The 12,486-nt window shown below is 56.1% G+C and carries 9 protein-coding genes; 3 read left to right on the top strand and 6 right to left on the bottom strand.

Going from position 1 to position 12,486, the window contains the following annotated elements:
- Positions 1 to 31: 31 nt before the first annotated feature.
- The 3 genes from EBC_RS04325 to aspT (EBC_RS04315) form a co-directional block, all read right to left on the bottom strand.
- Entirely contained in the window at positions 32 to 1,705 is a 1,674-nt protein-coding gene (locus EBC_RS04325) for a bifunctional aspartate transaminase/aspartate 4-decarboxylase (protein WP_013200586.1), read from the bottom strand.
- A gap of 84 nt (positions 1,706 to 1,789) precedes the next feature.
- Positions 1,790 to 3,475, bottom strand: a complete 1,686-nt coding sequence (gene aspT, locus EBC_RS04320; protein WP_013200585.1) for an aspartate-alanine antiporter — start codon at positions 3,473 to 3,475, stop codon at positions 1,790 to 1,792.
- Positions 3,476 to 3,513: 38 nt separating this feature from the next.
- Positions 3,514 to 5,214 (bottom strand): aspartate-alanine antiporter, encoded by a 1,701-nt coding sequence (gene aspT / locus EBC_RS04315; RefSeq protein ID WP_013200584.1) that lies wholly within the window; start codon positions 5,212 to 5,214, stop codon positions 3,514 to 3,516.
- 793 nt (positions 5,215 to 6,007) lie between these two features.
- Between aspT (EBC_RS04315) and EBC_RS04305 the strand changes: the two genes are divergently transcribed.
- Genes EBC_RS04305 through EBC_RS04295 form a run of 3 tightly spaced genes read left to right on the top strand, consistent with a single transcriptional unit; the run spans position 6,008 to position 8,576 of the window.
- Positions 6,008 to 7,024: an ABC transporter substrate-binding protein gene (locus EBC_RS04305; RefSeq protein ID WP_013200583.1), complete on the top strand. Its 1,017-nt coding sequence runs from the start codon at positions 6,008 to 6,010 to the stop codon at positions 7,022 to 7,024.
- A gap of 11 nt (positions 7,025 to 7,035) precedes the next feature.
- The gene (locus EBC_RS04300) at positions 7,036 to 7,800 is read left to right on the top strand and encodes an ABC transporter permease (RefSeq protein WP_013200582.1); all 765 of its coding nucleotides are present in this window, start codon (positions 7,036 to 7,038) and stop codon (positions 7,798 to 7,800) included.
- Entirely contained in the window at positions 7,797 to 8,576 is a 780-nt protein-coding gene (locus EBC_RS04295) for an ABC transporter ATP-binding protein (RefSeq protein ID WP_013200581.1), read from the top strand. Before EBC_RS04300 ends, EBC_RS04295 begins: the two co-directional genes overlap by 4 nt.
- 59 nt (positions 8,577 to 8,635) lie before the next feature.
- Here the strand turns inward: EBC_RS04295 and EBC_RS04290 are convergent, their stop codons facing one another.
- The 3 genes from EBC_RS04290 to EBC_RS04280 all read right to left on the bottom strand — a co-directional run bounded on the left by EBC_RS04290 (position 8,636) and on the right by EBC_RS04280 (position 11,942).
- A complete protein-coding gene (locus tag EBC_RS04290; protein ID WP_013200580.1) occupies positions 8,636 to 9,745 on the bottom strand; it encodes an AI-2E family transporter in 1,110 nt (369 codons plus the stop codon).
- A 95-nt stretch (positions 9,746 to 9,840) separates the two neighbouring features.
- Positions 9,841 to 11,319: a SulP family inorganic anion transporter gene (locus tag EBC_RS04285; protein WP_013200579.1), complete on the bottom strand. Its 1,479-nt coding sequence runs from the start codon at positions 11,317 to 11,319 to the stop codon at positions 9,841 to 9,843.
- Positions 11,316 to 11,942: a carbonic anhydrase gene (locus tag EBC_RS04280; RefSeq protein WP_013200578.1), complete on the bottom strand. Its 627-nt coding sequence runs from the start codon at positions 11,940 to 11,942 to the stop codon at positions 11,316 to 11,318. The genes EBC_RS04285 and EBC_RS04280 overlap by 4 nt, the downstream gene beginning before the upstream one ends.
- Between the last annotated feature and the right edge of the window lie 544 nt (positions 11,943 to 12,486).

Below are 12,486 nucleotides of genomic sequence, written 5' to 3'. Positions count from 1 at the left end.
GAGCTGCCAGCATCACTTTAGCCCTAAACCACTATGACTTTTTCTTCGCCTTAGGTTTCGGGGTTGCGCCGGTCGCTTTCACCGTTTTTACCGCTTTTGCGGCAGGCGACGGGACGTCGGCATGGGTCGCTTCGACAAACTTCTCATAATATTCCAGAGACAGCCTGCGGATAGCTTTACCGATATTGGCGTAATCATACTCATTCAGGTTAGCCAGCGACACGCGCCATGACGGGTGCGGTGTGCCGAACCCGCGGCCCGGCAGCAGGATCACCCCGGTTTCTTCCGCCAGGCGGAACAGGGCCTGATTCGGCTTCAACTGACCCAGCATCCATTTAACAAACTCGGCACCGTACATCTGCTCGGCCAGCTCTTCCAGGTCCAGCAGATGGTAGTAACGCACCGAGTTGTTGTCATACGGCATCGGCAGGCCCAGTTCGCGATACAGCGCCTCTTTCCTGCGCAGCACGATGCGTTTCATTTCGGCTTTATAAGCGCCAGGCTCGTCCATCAGGCAGAAAATCGAGAACAGCGTCATCTGCGCCTGCACCGGCGTCGACAGCCCGGCGGTATGGTTCAGCGCCACCGTACGGCTGTCGGCGACCAGGCGATCGATAAACTTCAGGCTACGCGGATCGGTAGTTATCGAGCTGTAGCGCTTGTCGAGCTGCTTACTTTTGGCTTCCGGTAACCGGGCAATCGCCGCGTCGATAATATTGTCTTCGTGGGTCGCCACAACCCCCATGCGCCAGCCGGTGGCACCGAAGTATTTCGAGAAGGAGTACACCAGGATGGTGTTATACGGGCAGATGGCAAACAGCGAGACAAAGTTGTCGGCGAAGGTGGCGTACACGTCATCGGTAAGAATGATCAGGTCAGGCCGCTTCTTCACGATCTCGGCGATATATTGCAGCGTGTCCTCATCGATTTTCACCGACGGTGGATTGCTTGGGTTCACCAGGAAGAACGCCTTCACTTTCGGGTCCAGCAGCTTATCCAGCTCTTCGTGGGTGTACTGCCATTTATTGGATTGCGGCGCGTCAATATGGATGGTGTTGAGGTTGTAATCGCTAAGCTCGGGGATCTCAATGTACGGGGTAAAGATCGGCATACCGAGCGCGATGGTGTCGCCCTCATTGATCACATGGTTGGCCTTCAGGCTGGCAAACAGATAGGTCATCGCCGCCGTGCCGCCTTCCAGCGCATACATATCGAACTTACCGACAAACGGATAGGTGCCGATCATTTCGGTGTGGATGTACTTACCGATAATCTCTTCGCTCATCTTGAGCATGCGGTCCGGTACCGGGTAGTTACAGCCCAAAATGGCCTCACACATTTCATAAATGAAATCGCCGGCATTCAGGCCCATCTGGTCGCGAATATACGACACGGCCGATTCGATAAAACGCACGCCTGGGACACTTTCATGCTGCTTGGCAAACAGTTCGAACCGCGCTTCGATGCCCTCACGTTTCGGAAAGCCGCCGACATGATCCATATACATGTAGGAGCGTTCGGCTTCGGTCATTGCAAACAAACCAAACTGGAAAAAACCATGGCGCGGGGTGGTAGCCAGAAAATTGGGGTTCCCACGGCCAGCGTTCAACATCAACTGGTTACTTTGAACCGCCCGCTGCATCAGAGCATCTTTCAGTTCAAAAGGGCTCAACAGCGCGAGCTTTTCCGGGTCGCTAAAATTCATGTCACTACTCCTTGAAGCATCATTGACAAAGCAAATTGCCCTTCCGGGATCGCCCGGGCAGGCTACCTGTAAGACGACATCTCGTTAAACCAGTGCAACAACCAGCGGCCCCAGTAGGGTCAGGAACACGTTGGCCAGCGCGTAGGTAATGGCGAACGGCACCGTTGGCACGGTGTTTTCGGCTTTATCCAGCACCTCACCAAAGGCCGGGTTAGCGCTGCGGGTGCCGCTAAGCGCCCCAGCGAAAATGGCGGTGTTGTTGTAGCGCAGCACGTAGCGGCCAAACAGCATGGTCAGCACTAATGGCAGGATGGTCACCACAACACCGATCAACAGCAGCTTCAGCCCCTGGCTTTCGACGGTTTGCACCGCCTGCAGGCCGGAAGAGATCCCGACCACCACCACAAATGCCGCCAGACCCAGATCTTTCAGGATCTGCACCGCGCCGGACGGCATATAGCCGAAGGACTGCCGACGGGAGCGGAACCAGCCAAACAGCAGGCCGGAGAGCAATGCCCCGCCACCACTGCCTAACGTCAGCGGAATCGAGCCGATTCTGGCGGTCAGTAATCCCACCAGCAGGCCAACCACCAGGCCTGCACCCATATAAACGAAGTCAGTTTTGGCGCTCGGCACAATCGCATGACCAATCAGGTCCACCACGCGTTTGACGTCCTGTTCCGCGCCAAATACCGTGACCACATCGCCCAGCATCAGCACCGTTTCCGGCTCCAGCGCCAGCGCTTTACCCTGGCGGGTAATCTGCGAGACATATATCCCATGACGCACGTCCTGCGCGGCGGCAGCACGAATATCGCCAAAGGTGCGGTTTTCAAGTTTCTTGCTGGTGATCACCACTTCACGCCGCTGCATGGTCAGTTCCATGCCTTCCTCGGCGTGCAGCTCTTTGCCGAGGCTGGGGGCGATGGTGACCACGGCGGTACGTTTGCCGACCACCAGCACAATATCCCCGCCCAGCAACTGCAGGTCCGGCGTCGGCTCCATCACCTGTTTTTCCCGCTTCACCCGTTCGATGGTGATCGGGAGATCTGACGCATTCTCCAGGGCGGAAATCGTGGTGGCGGTATTTGGTGGCAACTGGAAGATCCTGCCAACCAGATCGGGCGCGGCGGCTTCCTGCCCCGGTCCGTACACCTGCACGCCTGACTGGATGGCGCTTTCGGCCTTTAACGCATCCTCTTTGATGCTGCGGCCCATAAACTTCGGCAGCAAATTCACACAGACCAGAATGGCGCCGAAGGAGCCGAAGACGTAGGTGACCGCATAGCCGATCGCCACATTGCCCTGTAAGCGCTGAACCTCATCGGCCCCCAGCCCCAGCTTGGTGATGGCGTCACCAGCGGTCCCGATAATCGCAGACTGGGTTAATGCCCCCGCCGCGACGCCAGCCGCCAGCCCTTTATCCAGATCGAAGCCTTTGGCTAACACCACCACCGTCAGCAGCCCGGTAATCGCCAGCACCGCCGCCAGAATGATCTCTTTGATCGACTGCTTGCCTAAGGATCGGAAGAAATCGGGCCCGCTCTCGTACCCCACCGCATAAATAAACAGGGCAAACATCACCGATTTCACCCCCGCATCGATCTCCACGCCCACCTGACTGACCAGCACGGCAACCAGCAGCGAACCCGCCACCCCGCCCAGCTGGAACTTGCCAAATTTGATCTTGCCGAGGTAATACCCCGCCGCAATCGACAGAAACAGCGCGATTTCGGGAGACTTTTGGAACAACTCATGCAACCAGTTCATATGCCTACCTCAGTTACCAAAATGAAGAGTTCTGACAGCTAAACAGGCTGGAGAGAACTGGCCAGCCCGACAATTAACGGCCCCATCAGGGGCAGCACGACATTCGAAATTGCGTAGGTGATGGTGTAACCCAGCAGCGGCGTGGAATTTCCACAGGCACTCTGGATGGCACTCAGTGCAGGCGTGCTGCACTGTTGCCCGGCAATGGCCCCGAGTAACACCGGGGCGCTGAGTTTGAGCCAAAAGTGCCCAACCAACAGGGAGAGAGACGCCGGGATCACCGCGATGGCAATGCCCAGCAGCGGCAAGCTAAAGCCGTACTGCATAATCAGCGCCATCGCCTGCGGACCCGATGACAGGCCAACCCCGGCAATAAAGCCCGCCAGGCCCAAATCCTTCATCAGCGCCAGCGCATCGGCATTCACCGTATGCAGATCGGCACGACGGGCGTGATACCAGCCCAGCACCAGTCCGACCACCAGCACGCCGCCGCCGGTCCCGGCTGAGAACGGAATGCCGCCGATGTTGAGGCTAAAGCTGCCCAGCAGAGTGCCGAGGGCAATCGCCAGCCCGGCAATGCCGAGGTTGCTGGCGAGCTTGTCGGGCATCCTTTTGCCGATATGGCTGAGCTGGGCGCCCGAGCTGCGGCCACCGCCTGGCGTGGTGTCGTAAATCTGCAGGATGTCATGAAGCTGTAAGCGGGTTGCGGGTAAGGCCGGCATAATCGCGTCACCGCGCTGAATGGCGGCCACATGCAGGCCAGCGGGCAAGGTCACCTCCTGCAAAGGCCGGTTGGCCATCGCCGGTGCCAGCAGCACCACATGGTAGGTTTCCAGCGCAGCGGCCATCGAGGTGGTGTCCGGCATCTCCTGGCCCAGCATTGCGGCGGTCTCAATCAGCGATCCGCGATAGCCCACCAGCAGCACGCGATCGTCCCGGCGCAGCTTCAGCTCGGGTGTCAGCGCCAGCAGTCGGCCATGACGCTGCACCCGCACGATGCTGCTTTGCTGGCCCAGCCGTTGCTGGATCGCCGCCACGGTATAACCGGCGCCGGCATCCACCCGATAACCGCGTCCGACGATGGTTGGTGCCGCAGACTGTCCGTCGGTTTCGACCCGCCCGCCCATTTCCAGCCACAGTTTGTCCGCCTCCTCGCGCAGGTTAACGCGCAGGAACAACGGAAAGAGCTGGCTGGTGACGATGACGATGGTGATCAGCCCGCAGATATAGGTGATGGAGTAGGCGGTCACGACGTTGCCCTGCAGGCGGAGAATGTCGCTGGCAGGCAAATCCAGGCGGGAAATGGCGTCGGTGGCGGTGCCGACCACGGCAGATTCAGTCGCGGCACCGGCCATCATCCCCGCCGCAGTGCCCGGATCCAGATGCATCACCGCCGTGGCGGTCAGCACCAGCGCCAGCACTGCCACCACCTCAATCAGGCAGAACACGCCCAGGCGGATGCCTTTGGCATTCAGATTGGCGAAGAATTGCGGGCCACCGCTGTAACCCAGCGCAAAAATGAACATCATAAAGAAGATGTTTTTGATACCGGTATCGACGGGAATATTCAGCTGACCAATCAGCAGCGCGGCAATCAGCGTGCCGCAGACGCCACCCAGCTGGATCGGCCCAAGGCGGATCTGCCCGATGGCATAGCCAAATGTCAGGGCCAGAAAGATAGCCAGTCCAGGAACTGACTGTAACGCCTGAGTGATAAAGGGAAATAAAGTACCAGACATGCAACATCCCTGGTCATTTAGTGGATAGTGCCGGAGAGAGAAGAACGTCACCCTCTGAGATGCCCGTAAGCCAAATTCGCCGTCGAGTCCGTTGAAAATATAGCAGGCGTTTGAGCTTTAAACAGAAAGCGGCGGACAGGTGACGGCGACAGAAAAACAGGGAGAAAAATTCCGACTGGCCAGGCCGATGGCAAAGACTCATTTATAATGCATGTTTTACAAGGATTTACATAAGCCGATCGCGGGTTCCCTTACTTCAGACCTGCCTTTCTGGATGATCAAAATTTAAGCGCCATGCATTCGTTTCAAAAAAAAAGTGCTAGTTATCGGGTTGAATTGATTAGAAAAAATTATCACTCCGCGCTTTTTCCTCAGGTTTTTTATCATTTCGTTATTTTTAACGCTGAAAATGACCGTGCGATCACAAATAAGCCGCCTGCGGACGATCACATCTGCCCAGCTATGTTCCTTAAGCCCACAATAAAGTTGAGCACAATGAAAGAGATGCCGACCGGCAGGCATGACTGGCCCTAAAAACCCCGGTCTGAAAACGCCCCTTTACCGCCCGTCTTTCAGGCAGCCACGCTAACGAAAACAAACGCACTGCTAGCAATGAAGGGGCATTTTCTCCAGATTGGTGCAGCGTGCGCACCACCCGCAACGAACCTTACGCCACAATCCCCGTTCAGGGCCTGCCCTGCCTGCCTTTGCCGTTCTGGCATAACTCCTGCATTGGTTGATCACTAACTTGTATACAAGCCCGCATACCGGGCCACATTGGGAGTCATCAGCCATGAGCAGCAAAGACAAACAGACTATCGATGCGATGCGTCGCCAGATCATGAAGTATTCGGCACTGACTTTAGGCGGCGTTGCACTCAGTGGCATGTTGGGGAGCCTGCCTGCGATGGCGGCAGACGAAGAGATCCTGATTGGCTACTGGCCGATTGTCGGCGGTCTGCCTTTATATGTCGGTATTGAGAAAGGCTTCTTTAAAAAGGCGGGCCTGAATGTGCGCGCGGTGAAATTTGCCAGTACGCAACAGGTGGTCGAAGGGATGATCACCGGGCGCATTCATGGCTGTGCCAACGGCACGGCAACCGGCGCACTGGGACTGGGCGCGCTGACCAGCCCGGACCTGTTCAAAATAATCTGCTCCAACCCGTCCAACGAAAAAATGGTGCTGGATGAATTCCTGGTACCGATGAACAGCACCGCCAAATCCATCGGCGATCTGAAAGGCAAACGCATCGCCTGCGGACCCGGCATTCAGAACGTCACCATGGCGAAAATCATTCTGGAAAAGAATGGCTTCACGGAAACCAACGTGATCGAACTGCCGATTGGCCAGCATGTGCCTTCACTGGCGGCGGGCCAGATCGACGGCGTTTATACCCTTGAGCCCACCGGCACGGTCGCGCGGATGAAAGGGCTGGGCAAAGTGCTGGAAACCGGCGTGATTGCGAAATACGTGCTGGGCGATGCCAACGCACCGTGGTTCGGTGGCGCGGCGGCGCTGACCAGCAGCTTTATTAATGCCGATAAGGCCCGCTCGACGCAGTTTGTCGAAGCCTATGCCGAAGCGGTGAAATACATTCAGCAAAACCCGGACGACGCGCGTCAGTATGTTGCCGGCTACACCGGTATCGAAGCCGCGCTGGTGAAGGAAGTGCCGCTGCCGGGCTTTGTGATGTATGACCAGCTCACCGGCGAGAATCAGCAATGGTTCCAGAAATTCTATGACGTCTTTACCGAGCGGAAGATCTTCAGCAAGCCGCTTCAGGTTGCCCCGCTAATCTACAAAGCATAAGGAGCCGCAAGATGAAGTCATCATGGCGTTATAAGCTTCTGCCGCTGGTCGGGCCGCTGCTGCTCTTTTTGCTGTGGCAGACGGCGGTCAGCGCCAAATGGCTGAACCCGGTGTTACTGCCCTCACCGGGTGAAACCGTCAGCTATCTGTTCAGCAAGCTGGCCGACGGCAGCATGAATCAGGATATCGGTGCCACCCTGTACCGCACGCTGATGGCCTTTTTCGTCTCGGCGGTGATTGGTGTGCCGTTGGGCGTGATGCTCGGCAGCAGCGAACGCCTGTACCGCAGCGTGGAGTTCCTGGTCGATTTCTTCCGCTCCACGCCCTCTTCGGCGCTGATCCCGCTGTTTATGCTGATTTTCGGCATCACCGACACCAATAAAATCGCCATTGCGGCCTTTGCGGCGGTGCTGGTGATCCTGTTTAACAGCGCGTACGGCGTAATGAATGCCAAAAAGACCCGCATCATGGCGGCGCAGGTGATGGGCGTTTCGCGCTGGCATGTGTTCAAAGACATCATGCTGATGGAAAGCCTGCCGCAAACCTTTGTCGGCCTGCGCACCGGCGTGTCGATGGCGCTGGTGATCGTGATCGTTGCCGAGATGTTTATCGGCTCGGAAACCGGCCTGGGCCACCGCATTATCGACGCACAGCAGCTGTTCAACATTAAGGACATGTACGCGTCGATCCTGATTACCGGCGCCTTTGGGTATCTGCTGAATCTGGGCTTTCTGCTGATTGAAAAGCGCTGCGTACACTGGAGTGGCAAAGCATGAACCATCCTCCCTACCCTAAACCCAATACCCACGTCACGATCCGCGGGCTGGATAAAACCTTCGCCGGGCAACCGCTTTATCAGGATCTGAATCTCGACTTCCCGCGCGGCAAGATTGTGTCGATATTCGGCCCCAACGGCTGCGGTAAATCGACGCTGATGAATATGATTGCCGGCCTGATCCCGGTCGATCGCGGGCAAATTTTGTTTGATGGCAAAACGCTGGCGGAAACCACCATCGGCTATGTGTTCCAGAACTACCGCGATGCGTTGTTTCCGTGGCTGACCGCCTGGAACAACATTGCCTATCCGCTAAAGCGCCGGGGAATGAAGGCCGGTGCGGTGAAAAAGCGCGTAGCCGAGCTGTCGGAGATGTTTGATATCCGCTTCGATCTGCAGCGCTATCCGTACGAACTGTCGGGCGGCCAGCAGCAGACGGTGTGCATCATGCGCGCGCTGGCGACCGAGCCGGAAGTGATGTTTCTCGACGAGCCGTTCTCGGCGCTCGACTTTGAAATGACGCTGTTTATCCGCGATAAGCTGCAGCAGGTCCAGCAGGCCACCGGCGTGACGATGCTGATTGTCTCGCACGATCTGGAGGATGCGGTGTTCCTGGCGGATGAGATCTTACTGCTGACGCGGCGTCCGACGCGGGTGGCGGAAATCGTCCCGTTTAAATTACCGCGTCCGCGCACCGCCGAAATCATGAGTCATCCGGAATTTATTCGCGTCAAAGCCCATACGCTGGAGGTGTTTAAGCGGGAAATGGCGGGGTAGTCTCATAAAGCAAAAAGCAGCGCCGGAGCGCTGCTTTTTTATTTCACCCAGCCGGCCGATCAGGCTTCCGGCGGGGCTTTCCCTTCTTCAATAAACTCTTCATCGATCTCATCGCTGTTTTCGCGGTTATCGCGACCGGAAAGCAGATTCCAGCAGGCAATAAACATCGCGGCAATCAGCGGACCGATCACAAAGCCGTTGATACCGTAGATTTCCATGCCGCCGAGGGTGGCGATCAGGATCAGGTAATCCGGCATCTTGGTATCTTTGCCGACCAGCAGCGGACGAAGAATGTTGTCCACCAGGCCAATGACCACCACAAAGAAGCCGACGATAAACAGCCCTTTCCACAACACGCCCGAGGCGAAGAAGAAGATCGCCGCAGGCACCCAGACAATCGCCGACCCCACCGCCGGGATCAGGGACAGGAAGGCAATCAGTGCGCCCCACAGCAGGATGCCATCAATGCCGGTGATCCAGAATGCCAGCGCACCCAGCGCGCCCTGCACCACTGCCACCACCACCGTGCCTTTGACCGTCGCACGGGAAACCGCTGCGAACTTCATAAACAGGTGATGCTTCACGTAGCTGGACAGCGGCAAGGCTTCAAGGATCAGATTGACCAGGTAAGCACCGTCTTTCAGCAGGAAGAACAGCAGATACAGCATGATGCCGAAACCAACGGTGAAACCGAAGGTGCTTTTACCGATCAGGAATACGCTGCCCGCCAGATACTGTCCGCCCTGCATCGCCACCTGTGAAAGCTTTTGCTGGATTTGCGCGGCGGTGTCCAACTGGTGTTCGGTCAGGAAGCTTCTGGCCCAGCCCGGCAAATGCTGCATCACGTCAGCCATGATGGTCGGCAGCTGCATATTGTTGCTCTGCAGCTTGGTGTAAACCACATTGAACTCAATCGCCATCGACGAAACGAGAATGGCCAACGGGGTGAAGACGATTAAGCAGATCACCACCAGCGTGGCAAAGGTGGCTAATCCATTACGGTCACCCATCATCTGGCGGAGTTTTGTTTTCATTGGGTGGAAGATCACTGCGAGGATCGCAGCCCACAATACCGAAGAGTAGTACGGCCCCAGTACATCAAGAAAAGCCACTGTTACGATAAAAAGGATCAGGATGAAAAATCCTTTTGCCAGGCCGTTAAATCTCATGTCAGTCCCTCTAATGCGCAATTTTGCTCCCGAAGCATAGAACGCAATTTCGCATTTGCAACAAAAGACTGACGCTCATTTAACGGCCTGTCACATCAGGCGAGTTTCACCGGCCACTGATTCAGCACGATGCCACGTTTCTGCGCCCCTTCACCGAAGTCTTTCAGCACCGCTTTGACATCCGGATCGATGTACTCCGCGTTGTCATGATCGACAATCACCACGCTGTTTTCCGGGATTTCCGCCAGCAGGCCTTTCAACCGGGGGTTATGCATAAAGGTCAGGTTCTGCTGGAAGCGCAACACAAAGTGATCGTCGTAGCGCGTCAGCAACATCGCCCCGCGATGGCTCTTATAGATGCTGAACAGGATCTGCGTGGCCAGGCCAATACCAATCCCCGCCAGCATACCAAACACCAGAATCCCGCCGATGGTGGCAAGGAACGGCACCGCCTGCTGCGCGCCCTGGCGGAAGTGTTCGACAAACAGCCGCGGCGTCGCCAGCTTATACCCGGTATACAGCAGCACCGCCGCCAGGCTGGCCAGCGGAATGGCGTTCAGCAGATTGCTGAAGTAAAGGCCACACACCAGCAGCAACACGCCATGGATCAGGATTGAAATCTTGCTCTGCGCACCGGCGCTGACGTTGACCGAGCTGCGGACAATCACCGCGGTAATCGGCAAGCCGCCAAGGAAGCCGCTGATCAGGTTACCGATACCCTGCGCGCGCATCTCTTTATCCGGCGACGGCGGTGGATTTTGTGGACGCAGCTTTTTCAGCGCTTCCTGGCTAAGCAGGGTTTCCAGGCTGGCGACGATGGCGAGGGTCGCGGCAATCATATACACCGCCGGATTCTGCCAGACGCTCCAGTCCGGGCGTTCCAGTTCACCGGTCAACGCCGCCAGGCTGTCGAAGGAAGGCAACGAAATGCGCGGCAGGTTGCTGACGATGTCCGGGAACATTTTGCCGCCGACCACCGTCGCCATACAGCCAAACAGCACCGCGACCAACGGGCCTGGCGCCCAGCTCAGCACCTTGATGTTTTTGACGGTGTTGGTCGACCAGAACCACAGAATAAACAGGCCGATGCCGGAGACCACAATCGCCGGGATCGACACGCTAAACGCGCCGCCGGTGACCAGCGAGCTGAGTTCACTCTCTTCTGCCGCACCGAGCGCCACCGGGATCTGCTGCATAATCAGCAAAATACCGATTGCCGCCAGCATACCTTTGATCACCGTGCCTGGCACCAGGGTGATAAAGCGTCCGGCGCGCATCACGCCGAGCATAAACTGCAGCACGCCGGCGATGATTAACGCGAACAGCAGGGCGGAAAACGATCCAAGGGTTTCAATTGCGCCGGTGACAATGGTCACCAGACCGGCGGCCGGGCCGCTGACGGCGAATTTAGACGGGCTGAAGGTGGTGACCACCAGCCCGCCAATCACCCCGGTAAGCAGGCCAACGAAGGGCGGAAGGCCGCTGGCCTGCGCAATGCCCAGACAGAGCGGCAGCGCCACCAGAAACACGACCAGGCCAGCCGGGATATCCCGACGTAGATGACTTAAGTTCATGGCGATTTACCCTCTGCACTTTGCTGGATTAACTCTTTCAGATGCCCGGACTGCAGGTCATACACGCAGCCAAACACATCCAGTTCCACGCCGGATCGCCAGATATTCAGCACCGGCTCAGCGGCGATCAGGTGAGAAAATTGGGCGAGGACGTTGGCCTCCACCAGCTTATTCAGCTTTTCGCTTTCATCCTCAATACCGTCGGCGTCCGCCAGTCCCGGTGCCAGCGCGTTACGCAGCTGCGTGATGCGTCGGGCGAGCGGCGAGTTTTCGTCAGACAACGGAATATTCGGTAAGGCTATCGCCGCCTGCACGCCACCGCAGCCGTAATGGCCGCAGAGTACAATGCGGGAGACTTTCAGGTACTCCAGCGCGTATTGCAGCACGCTCATAAAATTATCGTCACCGGCCACCACCATATTGGCGATATTACGGTGCACAAAGAGTTCACCGGGATGCGCGCCGGTCAGGACTTCGGCGGGAACGCGGCTGTCGGAGCAACCAATCCACAGCGAGTGCGGCTGCTGGGAATCGACGTTTTGGCGAAAGTATTGAGGATTGCGTTGGCGGCGCTGTAAGGCCCAACTGCGGTTTTTCGCTAACAGGGGTTTTAGTGTCGTCAAAATACATTCTCTCTTTTAAGTACGACAGGAATAAACCTGAGCGCCAAATAAATGGAAATAAGTGTTAACAGAGGAACTGCCTCCGTTTAAGTATGTACACATCTGCTGTAATAAGTTCTGATATTTTAGACTGGTATTAATTATTAAGATTATTCTTAAGTCAGATGAAATAAGCGAATGTAATTTTTATTAAATTAACCTGTTTGCCGTTGATTTCTCAGTACACGCGTTTACAGCCAATTAAATAAACTAAAGTAATCAATTAAAACCCATAATAATCAATAATATGATTATTAATGCATTCCTGATGCATTAATTAAGCATAAGCTTTTCCTATGGCCTCAATTAGCCATAAAAGGGATGGTCGTCTCTTTAATATACCGCTTTATCATTATTTTTTGTGGGGTGAATAAATAGATCCACTGGCTAAATCACTGAAAGGTTTTATTTCTCTAAGAATAAATACGCTGGCGAGTAATAACGCGATTTATCAATAAACGTCAGAAACACACTGAAATATTTGAACATCTTTACATTGTCGATT

The organism is Erwinia billingiae Eb661 (assembly GCF_000196615.1).
GTDB lineage: Bacteria > Pseudomonadota > Gammaproteobacteria > Enterobacterales > Enterobacteriaceae > Erwinia > Erwinia billingiae.
This window is presented reverse-complemented; position numbering and strand designations above follow the sequence as displayed.